Origin of the sequence: Moritella dasanensis ArB 0140 (assembly GCF_000276805.1) — a bacterium.
GTDB classification, from domain to species: domain Bacteria; phylum Pseudomonadota; class Gammaproteobacteria; order Enterobacterales; family Moritellaceae; genus Moritella; species Moritella dasanensis.
Genome location: NZ_AKXQ01000003.1, coordinates 152168 through 178041, shown reverse-complemented (window position 1 = coordinate 178041; position 25874 = coordinate 152168). Strand labels below are relative to the sequence as shown.

General features: G+C 41.0%; 23 protein-coding genes. 5 read left to right on the top strand and 18 right to left on the bottom strand.

The genetic code is table 11. The features are described from left to right. Positions 1-125 precede the first annotated feature (125 nt). The 14 genes from A923_RS0103710 to A923_RS0103645 form a co-directional block, all read right to left on the bottom strand. Positions 126-950: a flagellin N-terminal helical domain-containing protein gene (locus tag A923_RS0103710; RefSeq protein ID WP_017220306.1), complete on the bottom strand. Its 825-nt coding sequence runs from the start codon at positions 948-950 to the stop codon at positions 126-128. A 123-nt stretch (positions 951-1073) separates the two neighbouring features. Next, positions 1074-2312: a flagellar hook-associated protein FlgL gene (gene flgL / locus A923_RS0103705; protein ID WP_017220305.1), complete on the bottom strand. Its 1239-nt coding sequence runs from the start codon at positions 2310-2312 to the stop codon at positions 1074-1076. Positions 2313-2317: 5 nt separating this feature from the next. Further along, on the bottom strand, positions 2318-4297 hold the full coding sequence (locus A923_RS0103700) for a FlgK family flagellar hook-associated protein (RefSeq protein ID WP_017220304.1): 1980 nt from the start codon (positions 4295-4297) through the stop codon (positions 2318-2320). Between the two features lie 104 nt (positions 4298-4401). Then, positions 4402-5379, bottom strand: coding sequence for a flagellar assembly peptidoglycan hydrolase FlgJ (flgJ, locus tag A923_RS0103695; protein ID WP_017220303.1), 978 nt, complete (start codon positions 5377-5379; stop codon positions 4402-4404). 358 nt (positions 5380-5737) lie between these two features. After that, positions 5738-6892, bottom strand: coding sequence for a flagellar basal body P-ring protein FlgI (locus tag A923_RS0103690; RefSeq protein ID WP_017220302.1), 1155 nt, complete (start codon positions 6890-6892; stop codon positions 5738-5740). 178 nt (positions 6893-7070) lie between these two features. Then, positions 7071-7826: a flagellar basal body L-ring protein FlgH gene (locus tag A923_RS0103685; protein WP_017220301.1), complete on the bottom strand. Its 756-nt coding sequence runs from the start codon at positions 7824-7826 to the stop codon at positions 7071-7073. A 33-nt stretch (positions 7827-7859) separates the two neighbouring features. Beyond that, the gene (flgG, locus tag A923_RS0103680) at positions 7860-8648 is read right to left on the bottom strand and encodes a flagellar basal-body rod protein FlgG (protein WP_017220300.1); all 789 of its coding nucleotides are present in this window, start codon (positions 8646-8648) and stop codon (positions 7860-7862) included. Between the two features lie 48 nt (positions 8649-8696). Further along, the gene (gene flgF, locus A923_RS0103675; protein ID WP_017220299.1) at positions 8697-9440 is read right to left on the bottom strand and encodes a flagellar basal-body rod protein FlgF; all 744 of its coding nucleotides are present in this window, start codon (positions 9438-9440) and stop codon (positions 8697-8699) included. Between the two features lie 187 nt (positions 9441-9627). Beyond that, positions 9628-10935 (bottom strand): flagellar hook protein FlgE, encoded by a 1308-nt coding sequence (gene flgE, locus A923_RS0103670; protein WP_017220298.1) that lies wholly within the window; start codon positions 10933-10935, stop codon positions 9628-9630. Positions 10936-10960: 25 nt separating this feature from the next. Further along, positions 10961-11671: a flagellar hook assembly protein FlgD gene (locus A923_RS0103665; RefSeq protein ID WP_017220297.1), complete on the bottom strand. Its 711-nt coding sequence runs from the start codon at positions 11669-11671 to the stop codon at positions 10961-10963. A gap of 16 nt (positions 11672-11687) precedes the next feature. Next, positions 11688-12107: a flagellar basal body rod protein FlgC gene (gene flgC / locus A923_RS0103660; RefSeq protein WP_017220296.1), complete on the bottom strand. Its 420-nt coding sequence runs from the start codon at positions 12105-12107 to the stop codon at positions 11688-11690. Positions 12108-12109: 2 nt separating this feature from the next. Next, on the bottom strand, positions 12110-12505 hold the full coding sequence (gene flgB / locus A923_RS0103655; RefSeq protein ID WP_017220295.1) for a flagellar basal body rod protein FlgB: 396 nt from the start codon (positions 12503-12505) through the stop codon (positions 12110-12112). Between the two features lie 323 nt (positions 12506-12828). Then, entirely contained in the window at positions 12829-13653 is an 825-nt protein-coding gene (locus A923_RS0103650) for a CheR family methyltransferase (protein ID WP_017220294.1), read from the bottom strand. A gap of 52 nt (positions 13654-13705) precedes the next feature. Further along, positions 13706-14641 (bottom strand): chemotaxis protein CheV, encoded by a 936-nt coding sequence (locus A923_RS0103645; RefSeq protein WP_017220293.1) that lies wholly within the window; start codon positions 14639-14641, stop codon positions 13706-13708. A 165-nt stretch (positions 14642-14806) separates the two neighbouring features. On the opposite strand from A923_RS0103645, the gene flgA reads away from it, so the two are divergent. The 3 genes from flgA (at position 14807) to A923_RS0103630 (ending at position 16345) form a co-directional block, all read left to right on the top strand. After that, positions 14807-15508, top strand: coding sequence for a flagellar basal body P-ring formation chaperone FlgA (flgA, locus tag A923_RS0103640; RefSeq protein ID WP_017220292.1), 702 nt, complete (start codon positions 14807-14809; stop codon positions 15506-15508). 73 nt (positions 15509-15581) lie between these two features. Further along, a complete protein-coding gene (gene flgM / locus A923_RS0103635; RefSeq protein ID WP_017220291.1) occupies positions 15582-15896 on the top strand; it encodes a flagellar biosynthesis anti-sigma factor FlgM in 315 nt (104 codons plus the stop codon). Between the two features lie 20 nt (positions 15897-15916). Continuing rightward, positions 15917-16345 (top strand): flagella synthesis protein FlgN, encoded by a 429-nt coding sequence (locus tag A923_RS0103630; RefSeq protein ID WP_017220290.1) that lies wholly within the window; start codon positions 15917-15919, stop codon positions 16343-16345. A gap of 70 nt (positions 16346-16415) precedes the next feature. Here A923_RS0103630 and A923_RS0103625 read toward each other — a convergent pair whose 3' ends face one another. Then, the gene (locus tag A923_RS0103625) at positions 16416-17783 is read right to left on the bottom strand and encodes an L-serine ammonia-lyase (protein ID WP_017220289.1); all 1368 of its coding nucleotides are present in this window, start codon (positions 17781-17783) and stop codon (positions 16416-16418) included. A 428-nt stretch (positions 17784-18211) separates the two neighbouring features. Here A923_RS0103625 and A923_RS0103620 point away from each other — a divergent pair, with 428 nt between their 5' ends. After that, positions 18212-19060, top strand: coding sequence for a MurR/RpiR family transcriptional regulator (locus tag A923_RS0103620; RefSeq protein ID WP_017220288.1), 849 nt, complete (start codon positions 18212-18214; stop codon positions 19058-19060). Positions 19061-19147: 87 nt separating this feature from the next. Next, entirely contained in the window at positions 19148-20584 is a 1437-nt protein-coding gene (gene pyk / locus A923_RS0103615) for a pyruvate kinase (protein ID WP_017220287.1), read from the top strand. Between the two features lie 182 nt (positions 20585-20766). Here the strand turns inward: pyk and A923_RS0103610 are convergent, their stop codons facing one another. The 3 genes from A923_RS0103610 to A923_RS0103600 all read right to left on the bottom strand — a co-directional run bounded on the left by A923_RS0103610 (position 20767) and on the right by A923_RS0103600 (position 25629). Beyond that, complete coding sequence (locus A923_RS0103610) at positions 20767-23055, bottom strand: acyl-CoA dehydrogenase (RefSeq protein ID WP_017220286.1); 2289 nt, start codon at positions 23053-23055, stop codon at positions 20767-20769. A gap of 85 nt (positions 23056-23140) precedes the next feature. Then, the gene (gene psrA, locus A923_RS0103605; RefSeq protein ID WP_017220285.1) at positions 23141-23788 is read right to left on the bottom strand and encodes a TetR family transcriptional repressor PsrA; all 648 of its coding nucleotides are present in this window, start codon (positions 23786-23788) and stop codon (positions 23141-23143) included. Positions 23789-24120: 332 nt separating this feature from the next. Then, entirely contained in the window at positions 24121-25629 is a 1509-nt protein-coding gene (locus A923_RS0103600; RefSeq protein WP_017220284.1) for a fumarate hydratase, read from the bottom strand. Positions 25630-25874: the final 245 nt, after the last annotated feature.

The window sequence follows — 25874 nt, the reverse complement described above, 5'->3', positions numbered from 1 at the left end:
GTAGCGGTAGAAAATAAAAAGAAATACTTTTACCTATACGCTTAATATAGAATCTTAGCGATAAGGACATAGGTAAAAGCAATATATTAGGCGGCCCCAAAAGGGGCCAGAGGGAGCCCGCCCTCTTAGCCTAATAGCGACATAGCAACTTGAGATTGCTGATTCGCTTGACTTAGCATTGTGCTTGCAGCTTGTTGAGATACTTGATTTTGAGCAAGTTTCGCAGATTCCGCAGCAAAGTCAGCATCCATAATACGTGATTTAGATGCAGATACGTTTTCAGCAATATTCGTTACGTTACGGATTGTTGATGAAAAACGGTTTTGTTTCGCACCCAGATCACCTCGAATATCTGTTACTGATGCAATCGCAGTATCAAGTGACGCGATGGCTGTTTGCGCATCTGCTGAAGTAAGCACGTTAGAAGTTGCAGTACCAACACCTAAACCCAGCGAGTTCATGTTAGTCGTGATTTTAACATTGATGGTTTGGTTAGCATCTGCGCCAACTTGGAAATCATTGTTAAATGATGCATCCAGTAATGTCTCGCCACCAAAGGTCGTATCTTTTGCTACACGATCAATTTCATTTTGTAACTGACCAAACTCTTTATTCAACGCGGTGCGATCGGCACTACTGTTTGAACCATTGGCAGATTGAATTGAAAGCACACGCATACGTTGCAACATGTTGGTTGTTTCGTCTAATGCACCTTCAGCCGTTTGCGCCATTGAAATACCATCATTGGCATTTCGTGCGCCCTGATTTAGACCGCTTACTTGCGCTTCTAAACGAGAACCGATTTGCAGACCGGCGGCATCATCAGCAGCACTGTTGACACGTTTACCTGAAGATAAACGCTCAAATGATGTTTGTAGGTCATTCGTTGAATTAGTTAAGTTACGCTGCGAGTTTAAAGACGCAACGTTAGTATTTACATATATAGCCATTCGTTTTCCCTCTGTATATAACGTGATTAAGCAGCAACATGATTAGTATTAACGTCGCGCTTAAGTGTTAGTCTAAAAATTATTTATTGTTCATAGTATTAAATTAGCAAGTTGTATGCCAAATTAAGCAATCGAATTAAATAAGCTTAAGTTATTGATTTTATTAAATGACTTATAACTCATTTCTAAAATGTTTTGCTCTTTAGTGAGGTCCGTCATTGCCGCGGCAATATCTGCCTCGGTAAGAATTGCCATCGCTTCTTGATTGATTACTTTAAACGACTCATTGGACTCGGTAACACGTTCAATCGTATTGCTACGGCCACCAATCATCGACATAGTCGACATGACTGAATACTTAGCGTTTTCAATACCGACTTGCGCATCAGCCATACGTTCACGAAAATCGGTGTTGGACAATGACGTATCAGTAAGCGCCGTTTTCAATGACTCTAATGTGTTCAAAATATTGACATTTTTTGGCGGAGTTAAAGAAATATCGACACTGCCTGGCGATGTTCCTTGCGCCGTAATGTTGACACCATTAAAACGAATACTCTTTTCTGACGTGAAACTGCCGCTTTGAAGTACATTATTGGTACTATCTAGGATCTCAAAATTATCGCTATTACCGGGAATCAACGGCGCGGTAACATTGAGCTTAAACGTATTATTGGCTGGGTTACTGTGATCAAAATTATTGCGGTGGAAATTATCATACTCACCTTGGTCTACGACTTCAGTCTGCGCAGCAATGATATTACCGCTGAGATTACTGGTACTCGTCGTTAATCGCGCAGGGGCAGATTCAAACACCCGCTTGCCATTATCACCACCGCTAACGTAGACATTGCTCGCGATTTGAATATCATTATCTTCTTCATTGCCACGGTAACTGTATTGCCCAGTTTGATCATCTTTAACATACGCTTGTAGATGCGACGTGGTACCAGAAAAAACAAAATCGCCATTAGCATTTTTACTGTTCACCAAACTAAATACTTCTTTTTGTATTTGCCCTATTTCTAACGAAATGGCATTTCTATCTTGCTTATCAACCGTACCATTAAGTGCGCGAACCGAAAGTACGCGTCCACGTTCCATTGCCGTATGTAAGTTATTGAGTGTCGACTCTTCTAAACCCAATGTGCCTTTCAGCATTAAACCATTGGTTTGGTATTGGCTATTCTTCTTAATTTCATCATTCAAGTAGCTTGATTTCGCGATTTCAGCAGGCGCGTCGCCCGAGGTCCGAAATTTTTCTTGCGATGTCACTTGTGAATGTGCCGAGTTCAGTCGCTTTTGTGTTTGCGACATATCTTGCATTGAGCGTGAAAAAATCTGATTGTTGGTTAATCTCATGCTAATTACCTCGCCGCGTTCAGGATGGTGTCAAATATTTCTTTGGAAATACTCACGACTTGTGCAGAAGCATTGTAGGCTTGCTCGTAACGCACCATATTTGCCGCCTCCTCATCAAGGTTGACACCTGATACACTCTCAATCCAATTTTGGCTCTGTATTAACTTTGCCTCGTTGGCAGAAGAGTCAACGCGTGCAGAACGGGTTTGATTACCCACGGTTGAGATAAGGGTGGCAATACCCTCGGCAAACGTCATCTGATTCTCGCCATTATTGTTATGATTTTTACGCAATTTATCGTCGTTTTCTAAACCCGCAAGTTTTAAACCATTACTGTTATCCGCTATCGAATCGCGATTATAAGACAAAGAGAATGTTTCACCGGGATTTGGTTTACCATCCATTTTAATTTCATAACCTACACCAGGATTTAACGGTGGAATAGCATTAGAAAATAAAGCTTGACCACTTAGCGCACCAGAACTGGTGGCCATATAAGCCCCATTACCATCAAAAATATCAAAGTCACCACTATTGTTAACACTCACTTGTTGTGGCGCGGTCATGTTCAAATCATTATTAGCAAAGGACAACCTAGGATCCGATATTTGCGTAACAGCAATACGGCTCAACGTTGTGTTGTTAGGGCCCGTGGTACTTTGTAATACAGAGGCTAAAGCAAGGTCTTCTGGTTGCGTATTTGCAACGTCATAATCATTAAGATTAAATAACGTTGGACTCATTAAGAATTTGTCACCACTTTGAAAACCACCTGCCGCTGCAGAAAAGTCTATTTCAAAGCCATGGTCAGTGACTTCAACAGGACCAGGGTAAGCACCGTTAACCGCCAATGGATTCGCACTACGTTCACCATTTTTTATTTCATAAACATCAAAGGTTAGCGGACTAGTCATCGAGACTTGATATTGACTGGTTGTTAACGCACTCCCTTCACCGGCAATAATCTGAGAACTAATCACATGCGCAGGGTTAGAATTACCTGCATAGTGTTTTGCTTGGGTTGGTGGAATGGTATATATGTCTTTGCCTATTTCACCATTTATATCTAAACCCATTTTATTTTGGCTATTAACCGCGTCGGCAATACCCAGACTTAACTGACCGATTTCACGTAATGATGAATAAACCGTTTCATCACGAAACTCCATCAAAGCGCCAACACGGCCACCTAAATTTACATTTTGTAACGGCATGGTATTTCTATCAATATTTAAAACCAATTCCATGTTGCTTGGATCAGGATCAGCACCGATAGCGGAAAATTGACTGACACTGTTTTGCATCACCAAGGGTTGACCGTTAAGTAAATTGATAGAGATGCTTTTGTTGTCATTAATTATCGTTGATATATCAACTTCTTTTGCCAATGCTCCGATAGCGACATCACGCTGATCGAGTAAGGTACCTGACGCGCCTCGCGAGGTATTTTCGGCAATCATGATCTGCTTGTTAAAGCCATGCACTTCTTGAATTAATGAGTTTAACAACGCCGGCTTTTCTGCGATTTCGCTGTTTGCTGTTTTCGCTTGGCTATTTAATTGTTCGCCAACATTGCGAAAACTTGCCGCTAATGTTTTTGCATCTGAGATCGCTAATTGACGATTTGATATTGACGTTGGATCATCATTGGCGGTATGAAAAGATTCAAATAATTGTGAGACACCCGCGGCCATGTTATTTGATTTATCAGATAACACTTGGTCGGTACGCGTGATCTCAGCCAGAAATTTCTCTTTGTTGCTAAAAGCACTTGTATCAATTAATAATTCAGCTTGCGCAAACTTATTAATTTCTCGGCCGGTAACGGAACGAGCAAGCCCCATATTATCGGTTTGCGAATTATGCTGGGTGCGTTGACGGCTATACCCATCGGTATTAACATTCGAGATGTTATTACCAGTAGTTTGGAGCATTTGCTGGTGACCTAAAACACCAGACGTGCCTATTTGTAATAAATTAGCCATCAGATTAAGACTCCAGCCATCAGTACATCACTCCAAGATAAAATTATCAGCACGATTGTTCTTCTTTATTGACTCATTGTTTGCAACTAAGCCGCTAAACAAGGTTATTTAAATGCATCATGTTTCATCACATTCTGAATTTTCGCTGCGTAGTTAGGATCTGTCGCATAACCCGCTTGCTGTAAACCATTCAAGAACTGTGCCGAATCTGCAGAATTACTTAATGCATTACTATAACGATCACCGGATTGCAAAAAGTTAGCAAAGTCATTAAAGCTCGATTCAAAGTTTTCATAGCTTCTGAATTGATGTTTTTCACGCTTGGCAACACCGTCGTTAAACTCTAAGGTATCGACACTTGCTGTTGGACCATCCCAGCGTTTATCTGCTTTAATGTTGAATAAATTATGCGAGCTATCGCCTTTATTATCTGTTGATACTTTCTTACCCCAACCCGTTTCTAACGCGGCTTGAGCAAGTAATACATCCGGAGAAACATTCAAACGTTTCGCGACTGTGTCAGCAAAAGGTGCTAATGAGGCAACAAATTCTTCAGGGCTATTAAACTGCATTTTAGCGGCCGCTGCAGGTAACGCAGGATCTACCTTGATGGTAGCAACTGCGGCATTTCCGTCGGCGTTAACGGCTGGAATGGCATTACCCTCAACATTTTCTGCTAACGTTTTATCTGCAGTCTTAGCAGGTCGCAGGTTCTGTAATGGGTTGGTATCGCCTTTTAATGATGAAGCTGGCATATAATTGCCGCCATCATTTGATAGCTGTTTAACAATGACATCCGCTAACCCCAGACTGCCGGTCTGGCTCATATCTGCGGCCATCTGTTTATCTTGCATGTCACGATAAAACTGGGTGTAGTTATTGTTCATCGGGCTATCGGTTTCAAATGCAGCATTGGCTTCACGCATACTTTTCATCAGCATGTTGGTAAACAAAGATTCGAATTGCTTTGCGACTTCTTTCAATGCACCTTCATCATTGCCTTGCGCACGCTTACGCAAAGAATCCAGATTATGCGTATCTAAGACGTTACTGTTCACATTTGATTTAAATGAATTATCCATACCCAGCCCGTTACTCTTTTCGGTTGTATTATTTAGATCGTTATTTCAGGTGATTAGTTTAGATCGTTATTTTTCAGTCAGTTATTCTGTTATAAAATGAATAAGTAAATATCACTGCCATTTATCCGGCGCTCATCAAAACAATAAAATCAATAACTTAAGATATAAAAAATGGATTAACGCTAATCGCTATAGATAACAAAGCAATTCTTAGACCAACTAACGGATTAATAAAAAATAGATACAAAAAAAGCGCTAAACCACATTACGGGTTATAGCGCTTTTAAATAGCTAAACATTGAGCTGGCTTGTCTTGAGTTGCATGAAGCTGAACTGAATGAAGCTTAGTTCCGTTGCATTAAATAATAATGAGCTGGCCGTCTAATGCACCCGCATCTTTCAGGGCTTCTAAAATTGACATTAAATCACCCGGCGCAATACCAACCTGATTGACAGCACGGATCAAATCATCGAGTGTCGCCCCAGCATCCAACTTAAACATACGCGCATCTTCCTGCGTGACATTAATGGTCGATTTGTTGGTGACCACGGTTTCGCCATTCGCAAACGCATTCGGCTGCGAGACTTCTTGGGTTTCATTGATGGTGACGGTCAAGCCACCATGGGTGATTGCCGCGGGTTTGAGCTGGACGTTTTGACCAATAACAATGGTACCGGTACGTGAATTAACGATGATTTTTGCGGATTCATCCGCCATTTTTAATTCGAGGTTTTCTAATGTCGCTAAATAAGCCACTCGCTGCGAAATATCACGCGGCGCAAGCACACGCACTGACGTTGCATCCATAGGATAAGCGGTATTAGGGCCAACAAGATTGTTAATTGAGTCCGATAAACGTTTGGCGTTAGAAAAGTCACCACGATGTAAGTTGAATGTCAGATAATCACCATCACCAAACGGGGTCGGGACTTCTTTCTCAACAATAGCACCACTACTAATACGACCAACCGTCGGCGTGTTAATAATTACCTTGGAGCCATCTCGTCCTTCAACGCCAAGACCACCCACAACCAAGCTGCCTTGTGCTAACGCATACACTTGACCATCCGCACCTTTCAGGAAGGTTTGCAGTAGTAGACCACCACGTAAGCTCTTTGCTTCACCAATCGCAGCAACTGTCACGTCGATGGTTTGACCCGGTTTGGTAAATGCGGGCAATATAGCACTCACCGCAACCGGTGCCACATTTTTAATTTTAACTTTCGCGCCTTCTGGCATAGTAATACCAAAATTATTCAACATGGTTTTAAAACTTTGTTCAGAAAAAGCGTTACTCTTTTCACCCGTTCCCGGTAAACCAACAACGAGACCATAACCGATTAGTTGGTTATCTCGGACCCCTTGTACAGAGCTAATATCTTTAATACGCGCAGCATGTGCAGAATTAATCGTGAGCACAAAAAAGCTTAACAAAACAATGCTTATGCCCAGTAATACATTTTGCGGTAACTTAATACGATGTGATAGCTTGATCTGAGTTGATAGTTTCATCTAGATAACCTGTGTTATAAGAATTGTCATTATTTTGGTTGGTAATATTTCACTGCCAAAATTATGACAACCGCTAAATAATGTGCGTTATATAGCTAAAAGCAATTGTCATACCAAGATGTAATTTATACACAGGGTCTGGGCATATCATACCCAGAGGCCATTTAAATGCGCCTTGTTAGAAAGGCCATTTACTGCCGTTAAGGAATTTGGTTGCCCAGCCTTGTACCTGCGCGTCACCTAAATCATCAACAGCACCATATTGAATACGTGCGTTGGCGATCAACGATGAATCGACTTTATTCTCAGCATCCACATCCTGTGGACGTAATAACCCAGTAAGACGGATAAATTCATTACCGTTGTTCAGCATTAACCACTTTTCACCACGAATAACTAAGTTATTATTCGGTAACACCCGCACCACTGTGACGGAAATATTACCCTCAAGGCTGTTACTTTGATCGGCCGAACCATTACCCGAAAAAGAGCTACTTTGTTTTAAGCTACCTTCAATTGTATAACCGCCGATAACGACATCCTCGCCACCGAGATTAACGGGGTCTAGCTCAAATGAGTTGTCTTTCCCTAGGTTAGAACTGGCGTTCTTTTTAGCACTGGTTGACTCTGTTAACGTCACGGTAATAATGTCACCGACGCGACGTGCTTTAATGTCAGAGAAAATATTATTATTGTATTGCGGATTAAATAACGATCCCGTTACTTTCGCCTGAACTGGGTTGTCATCAGGTACAATCGGTGCATAATCCGGCGAATCTTGTTGTGGTTTTTCATCCACATCAGCTGGCTCTTTCGCATCTTCGGTTTTGGTGGCGTCTTCATTTTTAGCGACCACATTTTCTTTTACTTTAGTTAAAGATGAGCAACCAACAAGTTGCATAAAAACAAAAAGAACAAAGATAAAATTACGCATGACAATTCTCGATCATAAGAGTTAACAGTTAAATTAAAGCTGTTGATTGGTGTAACTTAACATTTCATCAACGGCTGATATTACTTTTGAGTTCATTTCGTATACACGCTGACTTTCAATCAGGTTAACTAATTCTTCAGTCACGTTTACGTTCGATGTTTCAATCGCACCCTGCACCAGTTTACCTAGACCTTCGTTACTTGGTAAACCTTGTACCGGATCGCCACTGGCTCCCGTTTGAATATACATGTTTTGTCCAATAGGCTGGAGACCACCTGGATTAACAAAATCTGAAATATTAATCTGACCAACCGTTTGATTGTTGGTTTGACCCGGTAAACTGACCGAGATCTCGCCGTCTTCCGATACCGTCACCGTTTGTGCATCCGCTGGAATTTGGATCTGCGGTTGTAATGGGTAACCCGTACCCGGAGTCACAATAATACCTTCATCGTTTAAGGTAAATTGACCATTACGCGTATATGACGTTGTGCCATCGGGCATTTCAATTTCGAAAAAACCACGACCGCTGACCATTAAATCGAGCGAGTTATCAGTGGTTAACATATTACCTTGCGAGTGATCTTTTTGGGTTGCCACAACACGTGCACCCGAACCAATCATCAAACCTGATGGTAACTTGGTATTTTGTGTTGACTGACCACCCGGTTGATTCACCGCTTGATACAGTAAATCTTCAAAAATGGCGCGTTCTTTCTTAAAACCAACAGTACTGGCATTGGCCAAGTTATTGGAGATGGTTGAGATATTAGTTTGTTGTGCTTCTAAGCCGGTTTTACTTATCCATAATGCAGGATTCATAACGCTTTCCTCGTCAAATTTATGCTAATTGGGACTCATCAATGAAAATTAACTGATCTGTAATAGAGAGTCAGATGCTTTGTCATTTTCTTCTGCTGTTTTCATCATTTTTATCTGCATTTCAAATTGACGTTGCAGATTAATCATTCCGGTGAGTTCACCAACAGCACTTACATTACTTGTTTCTAGCGCGCCACCTGCGACTTGGACATTTAAATCAACCGCAGCTGGTGTGCCATCGGCTTGTCGAAACATACCATCATGGCCTTTCACTAAATTTCGAACATCCGGGTTAACCAGCTTTAATTGGTCCACTTCTTCCAATGCATTTGCGGGCGCGCCTTGTGGACGAACTTCAATACGACCATCAGCGTGGATTTTAATTTGTTCAACGGGTGTAGGAATAACGATAGGACCATTTTCACCAATGACAGGACGACCAGATGACGTCAATAATTCGCCAGTCGGACCCATATGTAAACTCCCGGCTCGAGTGTAACTTTCATTGTTCTGATCATCGAGAACACTTAACCAACCATTACCTTGGATCGCAACATCCAATGCATTACCGGTTTGTTGCAATGCGCCAGGTGTAAAGTCTTGTCCTGGACTTTCGGTAATAGCAAATACGCGTGTTGGTAGACCTTCACCAAAAGCTTGCATTGAACGTGCTTGTTCAAAGTCAGATTTAAAGCCATGTGTATTTACATTGGCAATATTATTGGCACGAACAGCCAATGCATTCATATTTTCTTTGGCACCCGACATCGAGATATAAAGCATATTGTCCATTCGTCAATCCTCTGTCACTTTTCGTTAAAATCGTTAATTACCCGTCTAATACCAGTAATAAAGCAATTTAAGTGCCAAAATGAAAAAGCCACCCTAGATAGGATGGCTTTTTATCAAAAAAGAATTCACTGCGATGGCTTAAAATACGGTTAAGCCCGCTTGTTAGATGGCTTAACAGCCTATTAGATTAACGGATCTGTAATACCGTATCTTGCAGTTTAGAATTCACTTCTAATGTTCTTGAGTTAGCTTGGTAGTTACGCTGTGCCGTAATTAAGTCAACTAGCTCACTGGTCAAGTTTACATTTGATTGCTCGAGTGCCGATGAGTTAATTTTACCAAAGGTACCTGAGTTTGGTTCACCAGCAATCGCACTACCTGACAGTTGAGATGCGCGCCACCCCGTATCACCGGCCTGGCTTAAACCTTGTTCATTGGCAAATTTAGCCATCGCAACCATGCCTAACTTATCATTTCGCCCATTAGTATAACTCGCAGATACCATACCATCCGGACCGATATCGATGCCTGTTAAGCGCCCTACTGTCGCACCATCTTGTTCTAATTTTGTAACTTCAAAAGCTGATGCAAACTGAGTCGGGTTATTAATGTTAACTTTAAGCGTCTGAGTGGTATCAGCACCGTTGGTTAAAATAGCGCCCAATGGCACTGTCTCAGCGATCGCAGGTAGTTGCTGCTGTAATAAACCTGAAGAATCAAACGTCAGACGCAATGCTGCAGGTTTCACAGGTGAGCCCGGCGCTGCGGCAACAGCCTGCCCGCCAACAATATCAAGTGGCTTATCATCAACATAGTTAAGCTCTAACCAGGAATTCGCAGGCGCACCAGCTGAACCATCTTTAATATAATAAGTTGATAAGGTATGCGATTCACCGAGTGAATCATAAATAGAGACTGAAGTCGCAGAAGTAAACGTGCTGCTATCTTGAGGATCAAATTTGGTTGGGTCTAAAACCGGTGACGTAGCTGGTAAATTCATGGTCATATCAACATCACGGGTTGATTCCGGTACACCTGCGGTATCGGGGATTTGCAGTGGTTTGGTTGACGCCATACTCACTGCTTTTGGTGAACCATCGTCATTGACATCATAAACTTGCAGGTAATTACCCGCCGAATTTGTCACAAAACTATTGGCATCAAGCTTAAAAGCGCCGGCACGGGTATAGTTACGGTCCATTGATTCAAGATCATCAGACATAACAAAGAAACCGTTACCGTTAATCGCTAAATCCAGTGAGTTCTCAGTGAAATTCAAACTCCCCTGTTGGAACTGCTGGGCAACATGCGCTGTTGCCACACCGTTACCAACTGATGTTTTAGCATTTGAGAAAATCGATGTAGCATACACATCACCAAACTCAGCGCGAGACTCTTTAAAACCTGTAGTATTAACGTTGGCAATGTTATTCGCCGTTGTATTAAGGTCTTTCTGAGCAGCGTTGATCCCACTCAAGGCGATGTTAAATGACATAAATCTTCCTTTTTATTCAATAAATTTAGTAAGTTTTCGAGGCAACTTCAGTTGCTTGGCTCAGTGGTAAGCTACCCATACCTTTTAAGTTCAGCATAATACCGTTACCGGTATTACCAATGTTAACGCTTTCAACATGCTGGAAACTTGAGATCTTAAGGTCTTGAGCATTACCTTCTATCGACGCAGACGCTTTCAAGCGGTAACTTCCTTCCGCCACTTTATTGCCGTTCATGTCAGTACCATCCCAATCGAAAGGGATCGCACCGCTCTTTTGCTCACCCAGGTCGATAACTTTAACAACTTCACCGACTTGATTAGCAATTTGTAAGCGCATATTCGGCGCACTCTGCGGCAAATCAATACGACCAGATACATTTTCACCATCAGATAAAAATGCTGATGATGCTGGTGCTAGCACCTTGCTACCCACTAAGCTAGACGCTTGCAGTGCTTGGTTCGAGCTCATGATCGTATTTAGCTGTTCAAACTTACTGTCCATATTAGAAATACCATCGGCTGTGGTAAACGACGCCATTTGCGCCACCATTTCCGAGTTTTCTACTGGTTTGAACGGGTCTTGATAAGCCAGCTCTTGTGTTAGTAACGAGAAAAAATCTTCTTGGCCAAGCTCTTTGCGGGTAGTTTCTGCCGCCTGCTCTGCCGCGTCCTTTTTTTCCGTTTTAAACTGACTGCTAAAGTCAGCTATATTATTGCTATTGTTAATTGTCGTCACAACCGGATACCCTCTATTAACCTTGACCTAACGTTAATGTTTTATTTAACATTTTCTTAGCTGAATCAGCTATTTGCACGTTAGTCTGGTATGATCGAGATGCACTAATCATGTTAGCCATCTCTTCCATTACGTTTACATTCGGGCGATATACATAACCATCTTCGTCTGCTAATGGGTGGTTTGGATTAAACTCATTAACTAATGGTGCATCACTCTCTACAATCCCTGCAACATTCACGCCAACTGCATCATTTTGTGCTGCATTAGCTTGATCTAATTGTGCTTGGAAGATTGGATAGCGCGCTTTATAGGTTTCACCAGCACTACTACTCACTGTATTTGCGTTAGCAAGATTACTCGCAGTGGTATTTAAACGCACCGACTGTGCACTCATTGCCGACCCGGCAACGTCAAAGACTCGAAATAAACTCATAATTATTGTCCTTTAATTGCCTTGCGCATAGTTTGAATTTTGCTACTTAGAAATGACAGCGACGCCTGATATTCCATGCTGTTTTGCATAAAACTCGCACGTTCAGTTTGTACGTCAACGGTGTTTCCGTCACCAGTATCGGGTTGGTTCGGCACTCTAAATTGTAAATCAGACGATATACCTCTACCGCCTGATATATGACGTCCACTGGTTTTTGATAAATTAAAACTCGTGCCTTGAGTAGCACTTGCCAGGGCATCTTTAAAGCTTAAATCTTTTGCTTTAAAACCCGGCGTATCCGCATTGGCAATATTACTCGCCAATACTTCTGCACGGCGCTCTCTTACGCCGACTGAATATTGGTGTATACCTAATGCATTATCAAAATTAATAGCCATGAACGCCTCCTAAATATTTATATCGTAATCAATCGCATGATAATTACGATGATATAAATGATAAAGCAACATACATGCCATAATAAAAGTTCATGAGGGTGAATCATTTAGAAATAAAAATACATTCTAAAATAGCAAATAAAAACAAGTAGATATAGTCACTTTAGACGATTGATGAAATCTATAAAAAAGAGATTTAAAAAAAATGAGAAGAGAGGATTGGGAAGGAACGTTGAAAAAACAGTTTTTTGACGCTGTACGAGGTGCTGTCAGCGCCAATAAATGAACATCCATGTTCACACACTAACTCGCCGTAAGATAGACTATTTTAGCTTATATACGATACCAGGATTACAACGGACCATTTCGAACTTATCCGTTAATCCAGTCAGGGATTCTGATGCGCCTAAAAACAAATAACCACCCGGTTTTAATGAGGCGGCAAATTGATTCAGGATCTGACTTTTGATCTTTGGTGAAAAGTAAATAAGGACATTACGGCAAAAAATGATGTCGAACTTACCCAACAACGCATAACTTTCTAACAAGTTAATTTCACGAAATGAAGTTAATTGCTGAACTTCACGATTCACCTTCATTTTTTCATCAGGTAATGTCGTAAAGAACTGACGTTTACGTTCTGGAGATAAGCCACGACCAAGCGCTAAACGATCATAAATCCCATCTTTACAGTGCTTGATCATGGTCGGAGAAATATCCGTACCAACAATTTGCACATTAGGTTTCACTAAACGTTTTAGTCTCTCTTGTGTTTCAATCGCTGACATCGCAATTGAAAACGGTTCTTGGCCAGACGACGATGCCGCTGACCATATTTTAACAGGCTGACCTTTATTGATGAATTCAGGTAAGATCTTAGCTTGTAAATACTCATACGGATACACATCACGAAACCATAACGTTTCATTGGTCGTCATCGCATCAATAACATCATTACGTAAATCACGCGCTAACATGGTCATCGATTTTTGTACTAGCTCAGTTAAACTGGTCATTTTATGTTTTGCCAATAGCGGCAATAAACGACTTTTAACTAAATATTGTTTATTTTGCCCTAATACAATACCGCACTGAATCTCAAGAAATTCACTAAAACGGGTATATACTTCATTTGACAATGTTTGCACTATTTTTACTCAACTTTCTATCTAAAGATATATATTCAATATTACAGCTCACCTAGCTAGGATCCGCTGCTTTTAACGCTTTTAATACTGCACCGGCAAGTTCATCAGGGTTAAATTTAGCAATAAAGTCATTCGCCCCCACTTTAGTCACCATCGCTTGGTTAAACACACCACTTAATGAGGTATGCAAAATAATGTATAAATCATTTAATGATTTATCATTTCTTACTTCAGCAGTCAGAGTATAACCATCCATTTCTGGCATCTCAATATCTGAAATCATTAACGCAACTTGGTCACTAATAGGTCCATTAAGAGCCATTTCACGTAATTGATTTAAACCATCACGACCATCTTTGGCTAATACAATCTTAAAGCCAAGATCTGATACCGCTTTTTTTATCTGATTACGCGCAACACTTGAATCGTCGACAACCAGAATAATTTTTTCGATGGCTTTTTTATCGATATGGACTGCAGTATCGAGTACTTCCTTACTAATTTCCATGCTAACAGGGGCAACTTCATGCAGAATTTTTTCTACATCAAGCACTTCCACTAATTCGTTATCAACTTCAGTCACTGCGGTTAAATAGCTAAAGCGACCAGTGCCTTTTGGCGGTGGTAAAATCGATTCCCAGTTAATATTAATAATACGCTCAACGCTGGATACTAAGAAACCCTGCACAGAACGGTTATATTCAGAAATAATAATAAATGCTTTACTCAGGTCCTCAATCGGACGACCGCCCGTTGCTAAGCTTAAATCAATCACCGAAATAGTCTTGCCACGAATATGTGCAACACCACGTACAACACGATTCAGCTTAGGTAAAATTGTTAATGGCGGGCATTGCAGTACTTCTTTAACTTTAAATACATTGATGCCAAAACGCTGACGCCCGTTCAAGCGGAACATAAGTAGTTCTAGACGGTTTTGACCAACGAGTTGGGTGCGTTGATTGACCGTATCAAGTAATCCTGCCATTATTCATCCTCAGCTAAAGTAGCTATTATTATCAAAGTGGCTTGAATATTGCCTACCACTGTATTATCCATTTATATGGTCATTTACGCTATAGAGTAGTCAAAAACTTGGCTCTTAAATCACTTTATACGTAACCTTTAATCTTATATCGGCTTAGATACCTAAATGCTTAAATATATTTTCTCATTATTACTTTTATTTTGCTTCAGTTTAGTAAGCTATTTGCCACTTGCACACGCAACAGCAGATAAACATCAGGTTATTGAAGAGTTTGCGGAATCTTTTGTCAAAGCGCAACTGTTTAGCACTGAGAATGAAAGAGTAAGCATAGAAGTAACAAAGATTGACCGCAGAATAGCAGTAACTCAGTGTGAAGGTAATATGTCAGCGGAGTTAGTCGGTAATAAAAGTTTACAACGCTCAGCTACAGTGCGGATCCGTTGTGATAATGCTAAAAACTGGCAACTTCACATACCGATAAAGATTATTCGGCTAGTGCCGGTCGTCGTCAGTAATCGACCATTATCAAAAGGTAGCCTATTAACTAAAAACAATACTAAAATAGTATATATGAACCGGGTATTATTACGCTCTGGTTATATTTCTGATTTAACCTTTGTAAATAGGGCTCGCCTAAAAAGACAACTCTCGAGAGAGCAAATGGTCTCAACACGGGATATTTGTCTTGTGTGTAAAGGTGAAAGCGTTACAATTACCAGTTCGGTGGGAAATTTGACCGTAAAAACAGGTGGTGTTGCGTTGTCTAACGGCATTCTGGGTGAAAAAATCAATGTGCGTAACAGTAAATCGAAACGAATCGTTTCAGGCATTGTCCAAGCAGCAGGCGTAATTCAAATAAACTATTAAAATATGCTAAAGTTTTATTATCAAAGGTCGATAATATTTTAGTACACCTGTTTACTATTCAATAGGTAGAGAAATGGCCATAAACTTAACCAATTTAAATAATCGTAGTCTCCAGCTGGATCAAGCGAGAAGTACGCAGCAGAAAACCAACGTCAGTGCTGGTAATTCTACTCAAGCTTCGCCGCAACGTATCGCGCAAGGTGACTCGGTTAACATAACATCACAAGCCAAAAATTTGACCGCTATGGAACATGATTTAGCTCAAGGTACACCCGTTAACGAGTCGAAAGTAGAAAGTTTGAAAAAAGCTATTGCTGATGGAAGCTATCAAGTTGATGCGGCTAAATTAGCAAAGAGCATGTCTAACTTCGAATCTTTACTCGCATAACCAGCGTATTGTAGATAAAGATGACAATAAAAACATTACCTGAATTACTTGGTTTACAAGTATCTTATGTAGAACAGTTATTGGCTCTATTAACAGCTGAAAAATCAGCGTTAGAGTCACGCGATGTCACGGCTTTAGAAAAGCTAAGCCAAGAAAAGCAGCAGAGAATAACGCAAATTGCCGAACTTGATGTCAAGATCAGTCAGCATGCCGATGCCGCCGCGTTACAGTCGACTTATTTATCCGAAAAACAACAAATTGAAACCGAACTCACCCAATGCCAAGAATTAAATGATGTGAATGGCAAGCTGATTGAGCTCAATTTACGTAATACCAAACGACTCACCGATACCATCATCCGCAGTCGCTCACGCAATAATATTACCTATGACAAGTTAGGCCGTACTCGCGGTTCATTCTCAACACTTGGCATGACGTTTAAATCATAACCGCGCCTCGGTCTATGAATACCCCTTAACGAACTCCATCTATACTATCTATTATCTATCACACTCTTGATTAACAGACTGTCACATTAATAGCCAAACCACCTTTCGATGTTTCTTTGTATTTATTCTTCATATCATCGCCAGTGGCTTTCATGGTCTTAATGACTTGATCGAGTGATACTTTATGATCTCCCGTACCCATACGTGCCATACGCGATGCATTAATCGCTTTCACTGCACCAATGGCATTACGTTCAATACACGGGATCTGTACTAATCCTCCTACAGGGTCGCACGTTAAGCCCAAGTTATGCTCCATACCAATCTCGGCAGCATGTTCAACTTGTTCTAGTGTCCCGCCTCTTATCGCGGTCAAACCGGCCGCAGCCATAGAACAAGCAACACCGACCTCACCCTGACAACCCACTTCAGCCCCCGATATAGAGGCATTTTTCTTATATAAGGTACCAATTGCGGCACAGGTAAGCAGGTAAGTTTTAATTTTACTTTCCGTTAACGGGCTGACAAACTGATCATAAAAATACATCACCGCAGGAATAATACCTGCCGCGCCATTAGTTGGCGCAGTTACAACTCGGCCACCCGCGGCATTTTCTTCATTTACTGCCATCGCATACATGTTAACGAAGTCCATGCCATGGAAAGTATCATCCTTGGCATCCGGCGCTTGCAATTTTTCAAACAGATCTGGCGCACGGCGATGGACATTTAAACCACCTGGTAAAATCCCCTTATTGCGGCAACCTCGATGAATACAATCAATCATAATACCGTGGAGTTCTAATAATTTTTCATCAATAACAGCGTCGGTATTTAACTGGCGTTCATTTTCATACATCAATTTTGCGATTGATAATCCCTGTAAACGACACGTAGCAAGCAGTTCATCAGCACTATCAAATTTGTATTTAGCCGGCACAACGGCATTCGCCTCCATCGCGACATCAATATGATCATGATCGAGAATGAAACCGCCACCAATGGAATAATAGGTCTTGCTTAATAGCACATCGTCTTGGCTTAATGCCGTTATCGTCATGCCGTTACTGTGATAAGACAAGGTTTTACGCTGATGCAGTACAATATTCTCTGCACGGGTAAAAGGCACAAAACCAATATCAGCTAAGTTAATACCTTGCTGTGCCTCTATGTTCGTTAAGATAGCGGGGACTTGTTCAGAATCTATTTTATCGGGTTCGTAACCTGCTAACCCGAGAATCACGGCAATATCACTGCCATGACCAACCCCCGTTTGGCCTAACGAGCCAAAGAGTGCGGCGTTAATACTAAGCGTAGAACCTCGATTATCGAGCGCTTTGAGGTGCTGTAAAAAATCAAACGCGGCACGCATAGGGCCAACGGTATGTGAGCTCGATGGTCCAATTCCAATACTAAACATATCAAAGGTACTGATCATAAAATCCTTCCTTACTATCTCGCCAACTTAACCCGTCGCATCATGCAAACACGTAGCGTTGAGTCTCATAATAAAAACAATTTTGTCTACTTTAGGTATAGCATATGATTGTTGATGCAATTTTATTACCATTTCGGAAAAAAATTACAACTATAATTAGTTATAAACCTACATACAGTCTGCCAACAAAGTGGTATTTAACATTGTGTTTGTGCTACTGAAGCCATTTTAAGCGTAATAAAATCACAAAAAGTGGTTAAACCATGCTAAAGATAGGTAAAAAATGTAATAATAGTTCGACTTAGTTCATATTTTTTACATAATTGACGTAATAAATATCCAGTAAGGTTTATAATGCTGCCATAGATTCGCATTTATCTTAATCACTTTCATCATGCGCCCATTGCGGAGCTTGCCAGGAAAATATCATGAGTATGCTCGAAAAAATTATCCAAAATTTAGAAATATTCAGTAAGTCTGAAAAAAAGGTTGCTGATGTTATTCTAGAATCTCCGCAATCTGCTATTCATTCAAGTATTGCGACACTGGCTAAAGTGGCTGATGTAAGTGAACCGACTGTAAACCGTTTTTGTCGTCGTTTAGATACTAAAGGTTACCCTGATTTTAAATTGCATCTAGCACAAAGCTTAGCGAACGGTACGCCGTACGTAAACAGAAATGTAGAAGCGAACGACGGCCCAGAAGTGTATACACAAAAGATCTTTGAAACGACAATCGCTCACTTAGATTCAGCAAAAAATAGCTTAGACCCAGAAGTCATTAATAAAGCGGTTGATCTACTTATTCAATCAAAACAAATTTCGTTCTTTGGTTTAGGTGCTTCCGCATCCGTTGCCCGTGACGCTGAAAATAAATTTTTCCGTTTTAACGTACCGGTTATTTGTTTTGATGACATTATGATGCAGCGCATGAGTGTGATAAACAGCACTGAAGATTCAGTCGTGGTCTTGTTCTCACATACAGGCCGTACTAAGAGTATGGTAGACGTAGCGAAACTAGCCCGTGAAAATGATGCAATCGTTATCGGCATCACGGCTCAAGATTCTCCGTTAGCAGAATATTCGAATTTAGTTATTTCACTGGATGTACTCGAAGATACTGATGTGTACATGCCAATGGCATCACGTGTTGCGCAATTAGTACTGGTCGATGTACTCGCCACCGGTTTCACATTACGCCGCGGTGAAAAATTCCGTGAAAACTTGAAAAAAGTGAAGTCAGCGATTAAAGATTCGCGCTTTAACAAAATAGATTAATCTAACAATGGCCACTTATATGTGGCCATTTTTATATCCCGCTATCAATAAATAAATAAATCATCTCATCATTCATATGGAGTCATTATGTTACGTCGTACTAAAATTGTAACCACTTTAGGTCCAGCAACAGATCGTGATAATAACCTAGAAAAAATTATTCTTGCTGGTGCCAATATGGTACGTATGAACTTTTCTCACGGCAACGCCGAAGACCATATCAAACGTGCAGAAGACGTACGTGCGATTGCCAAAAAACATAACAAGCACGTGGCGATCTTAGGAGACTTACAAGGTCCTAAAATCCGTGTATCTAAATTCGCTGAAGGTAAAATTCATTTAAACATTGGTGATAAATTCTGCCTAGATGCAACATTTGATAAAACAGCTGGTACTAACCAGTGTGTGAGTATCGATTACCCTGAACTAGCAAGCGATGTATTCGCTGGCGATGTACTGCTACTTGACGATGGTCGCGTACAATTAAAAGTAATCGAAATTAAAGGTCAACAGATCCACACTGAAGTAACAGTGGCAGGCCCATTATCAAATAATAAAGGCATTAATAAGCAAGGTGGTGGTTTATCTGCTGAAGCGCTGACAGATAAAGATAAAGCCGACATTATTACGGCGGCAAAAATTGACGTTGATTTTGTTGCGGTCTCTTTCCCACGTAACGGCAGCGATATCAATTATGCCCGTGAACTTGTACGTGCAGCAGGTTCAAATGCAAAGATCTGTGCCAAAGTAGAACGTGCAGAAACAGTAGCAACAAAAGAAACAATGAAAGAAATCATCTTAGCCTCTGATGCAATCATGGTTGCGCGTGGTGACTTAGGTGTTGAGATTGGTGATGCTGCACTTGTGGGTGTTCAGAAATCGCTGATCAACTTATCACGTAAATATAACCGTGTAGTCATTACAGCAACACAGATGATGGAATCCATGATTACCAGCCCAATGCCAACGCGTGCCGAAGTAATGGACGTAGCGAATGCGGTACTTGATGGTACAGATGCGGTAATGCTGTCTGCAGAGACTGCTGCCGGTGAATTCCCTGTCGAGACAGTTAAGGCCATGGCTGAAGTTTGTCTAGGCGCAGAAACGCACCCAAGCGTTAATGTATCAAATCACCGTATTGATTACACATTCGATTCAATTGAAGAAACAATTGCGATGTCGACTATGTATGCAGCGAACCATTTAACAGGCGTTAAAGCGATTGTGGCATTGAGTGAATCAGGTACAACACCATTATTGATGTCTCGCATCAGTTCAGGTTTACCTATCTTCTCACTGTCTCCACATCAGAAGACCCTAAACGCAACGGCATTATACCGTGGTGTAACACCATTACAGTTTAATACTGAAGGGTTAAGCCAAGAAGAAATCGTTGAAGGTACTTACGCGGTACTGAAAGAAACGGGCCAAGTTAAAGCGGGTGACATCATCTTGCTAACACTCGGTGACAAAATGGATACTGTTGGCTCAACCAATACCAGCAAGATCCTAACAGTTAAATAAGTCGTTTTATCTACAAGTTAACGACTTAACTTTTTAAATTGAGTTCATACCGTTAATTTGTATAAAATGAACAGACATAAAAAAACCGAGTCTATTTTAAATAGCCTCGGTTTTTTATGCTTTACGCTTTATTCAAAATCTAACCCGTAAGCTAGATTTTAACGTTGTTGTTAATTGTTAAATTAAGCAACTTTTTCGTTTTTTGTTACTTTTGAAATACCCGCAAACTCTTCTGGTGTGAATGAGTCAACGTTAATCGCAGCAAAACGTAATGCATCAGCAGCTAATAGCTCGTCTGCTTCAACTTGCGTAATGATACCTTTTTCAACAGCAAGTGGCGCAGCAACTTTTGCAGCTAGCTTACGTGGCAATGTACCTTTAGATGCAGCAATCGCGATTTTCTTCTCGATAGGCTGTACTTTATACATAGCTTGGAAGGCAGATTCCATGTCGTAGATAGCTGTGTTGGCATCTTTCTCATCACCGATATAACAAAGGTGCGTTAGACGATCACGCGCTTCACTTGGTTTAAGCAATACTTCACAGATTTCTTTTGAAATATCATCAGCAGGCATTTTGTAGTTAACACCTAATGGGAATACAACCGCTTTCAATGTACCAGCGATAGCTTTGTTACCGAAGTTTTGGAAGAAACCAGTAAATGCTTTACCAATTTCAAACAAGTTACGTTCGATAGCCCAAGATAACATAGGTAGATCTTCAGCTTGACGACCTTGCTCTTCAAAATGTTTCAACGTTGCAGATGCAAGATACAAGTTACTTAGTACATCACCTAAACGTGCAGAAATCATTTCACGACGTTTCAAGTCACCACCAAGTACCAACATAGATACGTCAGCACATAATGCCAGCGCTTTACTCATACGTGTAAGTTGCTTGTAGTATTTCTTCGTTGGACCCGATACTGGTGCAGAGTTTAATACACCGCCAGTAAGACCTTGGCCTAATGCACCAAAGAAGTTTTTAGTACCAAAGCCGATGTGTTTGAATAACAACTCATCAAATTGCGCTAGGCCTTCTTTCTCATCTGGATTTGCAGCAGCTTGTAACTCACCCAGTACATATGGGTGACAACGTGTCGCGCCTTGACCAAAGATCATTAGGTTACGTGTAAGGATGTTTGCACCCTCAACTGTAATCGCAACTGGGATACCCCAATAAGCGTGTGCTAGGTAGTTTTTAGGACCACATTGGATACCACTACCCGCTTGAATATCAAGAGCATCATCAACAACAGTACGTGCCATTTCAGTCATATGATATTTAGAGATAGCCGTTACAATCGCAGGGCTTTGACCTAAATCTAGAGCACCCGTTGTAAATTTACGAGCAGCTTCAAGTTGGTAAGTTAAACCACCGATACGTGCTAGCGACTCTTGAACACCTTCGAATTTACCAATTGATAAACCGAACTGTTTACGTACGAACGAGTAAGCACCCGTCATACGTGCAGTTAAATGACCACATGCTGTACCTAGTGCAGGTAAAGAAATACCACGACCAGCAGATAAACATTCAACCAGCATGCGCCAGCCTTTACCTACTTGATCAACACCACCGATAACCCAATCCATAGGAATGAATACGTCATCACCATAAGTCGTACCATTCATGAATGCTAGACCCATAGGGAAGTGACGGTCACCAATTTCAACACCTTCGTGTGACGTTGGGATCAAGGCACAAGTAATACCGATATCAACTTTATCACCAAGTAGGCCATCAGGATCTTGCAGTTTAAATGCTAGACCAAGTACAGTCGCAACTGGTGCTAACGTAATATAACGCTTGCTCCACGATACGCGGATACCCAGTGTTTCTTTACCTTCGAATTGTTCTTTAACAACGCGACCCATATCTGGAATACCACCAGCATCAGAACCCGCTTCAGGACCAGTCAGTGCGAAACAAGGTACTTCAGTACCGTTTGCTAGACCTGGTAACCAGCGATCTTTCTCTGCTTGTGTACCGTAATGTGCAAGTAACTCGCCAGGTCCTAATGAGTTAGGTACCATAACTGTTACAGCCGTAGATAAACTACGCGTTGCAATCGTTGTTACAATTGTTGAGTTAGCGTAAGCAGAGAATGCTTTGCCGCCGTACTCAGTTGGAATGATAAGCGCAAAGAAACCGTTTGATTTAATGAAATCCCAAACTGGTTTTGGTAAATCACGGTCTTCATGAACGATTTTATAATCATCTAGCATCGACATTAATGTTTTAAGTTCGTTATCAATAAAGCTCTGTTCTGATTTACTTAACTTAGGTGTTGGGTAGCTAAGCATTTTATTCCAATCAGGGCTACCTGCGAATAAATCACCATCCCACCAAACACTACCAGATTCCATTGCTTCCTGCTCTGTTTGCGAAAGCGGTGGCAAGATCTTCTTAAACACTTTAAATAATGGTGCTGTGATGTTATTTTTTCTAAATTCACTCATTGCGCTCATAACGATTTCCTTTTGTTTCACTATTTTGGTGCTGTATTGATTACCTTTAAAGGTATTTAACTGCATCCAAATAGCTGAATTGCATCTACATGCTTGTAGTTTCAGTTGAGGTATTCATTCCCGATGCCAGATAAGGGATCACTTTACGAATTAGTCCCTCGACATCAATATCCTGATTAAAATCTGCTTTAGCAATATCCATCAATGCGCCACTTGAACCCATCGTAAATACAGCCGTACCCAAGGTGAAATGTAATCGCCAGAATAATTCTTGCGATGACAACGCTGGGTTCGCTTTCAATAAAGCCTTAGTTATGTTGGCTAAGACTTCACCGTAATGCGTTGTAATGTACCAACGTAAATGTCCTTGTTGATCGGTATAGCTTCGACCAAGCAGTTGCATAAAGATCACGGTACCATTTTTACTTTGTTGTTCTAACGCTAATAGCGGATCAACAAAACTGTTAAACACATCTAATACCGACGGTTTTTCAGCTTGTGCACATAAGGCTGTTAACTTCTCATTCAGTAGGGGCATGAAGAGTTCGAGATGTCGGGCGATAACGGCCTGAATCAATTCTTTCTTAGAACCAAAATGATAATTAACTGATGCCAAATTCACACTTGCTCGTGTAGTAATCAAGCGTAAAGAAGTATCTGAAAACCCGTGTTCTGCGAACAAGCTTTCGGCTGCATCTAGAATGCGAGTTTTTGTATCCAACTTACTAACCATAATTAACCCTTTTTAAACGAACGTTTTAAAATTACGTTCTGACGGACTAAATGTCAACACAATGTAAACAAATGTTTGAAACAAATGTATTGAACTTGCCCTAGTTCGCATTTTTGTACGATTTCAAAATTAAAAATACCCACTAGTAAGTAGCCAAGATAAGGGCTAAAAGACAAATACGAGCGCCGACATTTATCCTCTACTCCCTTAAATATAGCACTGTTAAAAATGAATAAAGCGCCAACCTAAGTTGCCGCTTTATTTATATTCAAACAGTTTTTAAAACACTAATGAGTCACCGTGTTTATTTATTTAGTTCTATTTATTTAGCTTTATTCATTCAGTTTTATTTTCCAAATCGCTGGACCTTCAACATGCGCAGAGACACCGTTGGTATCAACCGCAACCGTCATTGGCATATCAACAACGTCAAATTCGTAAATCGCTTCCATACCTAAGTCTGCAAATGCAACGACACGAGATTTCTTAATTGCTTTTGATACCAGATAAGCAGCGCCACCAACAGCCATTAAATACACTGCTTTATGCTTCTTAATACTTGCAACCGTTGCAGGTCCACGTTCCGATTTACCGATCATGCCTAATAAACCAGTCTGTTCTAACATAGTATCGGTAAACTTATCCATACGTGTTGCAGTTGTTGGACCAGCAGGGCCTACAACTTCGTCACCCACAGCATCAACAGGACCAACGTAATAAATGAAACGGTTAGTGAAATCAACACCTTCAGGTAAACCTTCACCTTTATCTAACATATCTTTAATACGTTTATGCGCCGCATCACGACCGGTTAAAATTTTACCAGACAAGAGCACAGTTTCGCCTGTTTTCCATTCAAGGATAGATTCTGGTTTGATACCATCAACATTAACACGGCGAACACTATCACTGACTTCCCACGTTACTTCTGGCCAATCTTCTAATTTCGGCACATGCAGTTCTGCAGGACCTGAACCATCAAGGATAAAGTGGGTATGACGTGTTGCAGCGCAGTTCGGGATCATCACTACAGGTTTTGATGCTGCGTGTGTTGGACAAGATTTGATCTTGATATCCAATACAGTTGCCATACCGCCAAGGCCTTGTGCACCAATACCGAGTTTGTTCACTTTATCGAAAATGTCTAAACGCATTTTCTCATCAGTCGTTTCCGCGCCGCGTTCCATCAGCTCGTGGATATCAACGGGTTCCATCAAGGATTCTTTTGCCATGATAGCCGCTTTTTCAGCAGTACCACCAATGCCTATACCGAGCATACCCGGTGGACACCAACCAGCGCCCATCGTCGGGACTGTTTTCTCAACCCAAGCGGCAACATCATCAGATGGGTTTAACATCACCATCTTACTTTTGTTTTCAGAACCGCCGCCCTTAGCTGCGATCATCACTTCCACTTTTGCACCCGGCACCATTTCTACATGCACGACACCCGGGGTATTATCTTTGGTATTTTTACGCGCGCCAGCTGGATCAGCGACTATTGAAGCACGCAGTGGATTACCGGCAAAAGCGTAACCACGACGAATACCTTCATCAACCATTTCTTGTACAGTTTGATCGGTTTCCCACTGCACATTCATCCCAATCTTAACGAAACAAGTCACAATACCAGTATCTTGACAGATTGGACGTTTACCTTCCGCAGACATGCGAGAGTTAATTAGAATTTGCGCAATCGCATCTTTAGCGGCTTGGCTTTTTTCAGCGTTGTAGGCTTTTTCCATCGCTTGGATAAAATCGAGCGGATGGTAATATGAAATGTATTGTAGTGAATCTGCAATACTGTCGATAAAGTCCGCTTTACGGATAACTGTACTCATGGTCAACTCCCTTTTGCTTACTCACTGTGTTAACTGATTATTATATTTATCATGATTAAGACCTTGTAACGGTCTCAAACTAGTTAACAATAGGATATATGGTTCTAAATCTGCCTCTATCATACCTTTGCTGATAACTTCTCTCCACTAAAAACTGTACTTAATCGATACGAAATAACAACAGCAACACAACGTTATAGCAACACAAGTTTCATTTTATATACCATTACAGCCAAGATTAATCC

Bases quoted from the DNA above. Each gene is read 5' to 3' on its own strand.
- A923_RS0103710 (WP_017220306.1), bottom strand. From the start codon at position 950: ATGGCTATATATGTAAATACTAACGTTGCGTCTTTAAACTCGCAGCGT.
- flgL (WP_017220305.1), bottom strand. From the start codon at position 2,312: ATGAGATTAACCAACAATCAGATTTTTTCACGCTCAATGCAAGATATG.
- A923_RS0103700 (WP_017220304.1), bottom strand. From the start codon at position 4,297: ATGGCTAATTTATTACAAATAGGCACGTCTGGTGTTTTAGGTCACCAG.
- flgJ (WP_017220303.1), bottom strand. From the start codon at position 5,379: ATGGATAATTCATTTAAATCAAATGTGAACAGTAACGTCTTAGATACG.
- A923_RS0103690 (WP_017220302.1), bottom strand. From the start codon at position 6,892: ATGAAACTATCAACTCAGATCAAGCTATCACATCGTATTAAGTTACCG.
- A923_RS0103685 (WP_017220301.1), bottom strand. From the start codon at position 7,826: ATGCGTAATTTTATCTTTGTTCTTTTTGTTTTTATGCAACTTGTTGGT.
- flgG (WP_017220300.1), bottom strand. From the start codon at position 8,648: ATGAATCCTGCATTATGGATAAGTAAAACCGGCTTAGAAGCACAACAA.
- flgF (WP_017220299.1), bottom strand. From the start codon at position 9,440: ATGGACAATATGCTTTATATCTCGATGTCGGGTGCCAAAGAAAATATG.
- flgE (WP_017220298.1), bottom strand. From the start codon at position 10,935: ATGTCATTTAACATCGCCTTGAGTGGGATCAACGCTGCTCAGAAAGAC.
- flgC (WP_017220296.1), bottom strand. From the start codon at position 12,107: ATGAGTTTATTTCGAGTCTTTGACGTTGCCGGGTCGGCAATGAGTGCA.
- flgB (WP_017220295.1), bottom strand. From the start codon at position 12,505: ATGGCTATTAATTTTGATAATGCATTAGGTATACACCAATATTCAGTC.
- A923_RS0103645 (WP_017220293.1), bottom strand. From the start codon at position 14,641: ATGGCAGGATTACTTGATACGGTCAATCAACGCACCCAACTCGTTGGT.
- flgA (WP_017220292.1), top strand. From the start codon at position 14,807: ATGCTTAAATATATTTTCTCATTATTACTTTTATTTTGCTTCAGTTTA.
- flgM (WP_017220291.1), top strand. From the start codon at position 15,582: ATGGCCATAAACTTAACCAATTTAAATAATCGTAGTCTCCAGCTGGAT.
- A923_RS0103630 (WP_017220290.1), top strand. From the start codon at position 15,917: ATGACAATAAAAACATTACCTGAATTACTTGGTTTACAAGTATCTTAT.
- A923_RS0103625 (WP_017220289.1), bottom strand. From the start codon at position 17,783: ATGATCAGTACCTTTGATATGTTTAGTATTGGAATTGGACCATCGAGC.
- A923_RS0103620 (WP_017220288.1), top strand. From the start codon at position 18,212: ATGAGTATGCTCGAAAAAATTATCCAAAATTTAGAAATATTCAGTAAG.
- pyk (WP_017220287.1), top strand. From the start codon at position 19,148: ATGTTACGTCGTACTAAAATTGTAACCACTTTAGGTCCAGCAACAGAT.
- A923_RS0103610 (WP_017220286.1), bottom strand. From the start codon at position 23,055: ATGAGCGCAATGAGTGAATTTAGAAAAAATAACATCACAGCACCATTA.
- psrA (WP_017220285.1), bottom strand. From the start codon at position 23,788: ATGGTTAGTAAGTTGGATACAAAAACTCGCATTCTAGATGCAGCCGAA.
- A923_RS0103600 (WP_017220284.1), bottom strand. From the start codon at position 25,629: ATGAGTACAGTTATCCGTAAAGCGGACTTTATCGACAGTATTGCAGAT.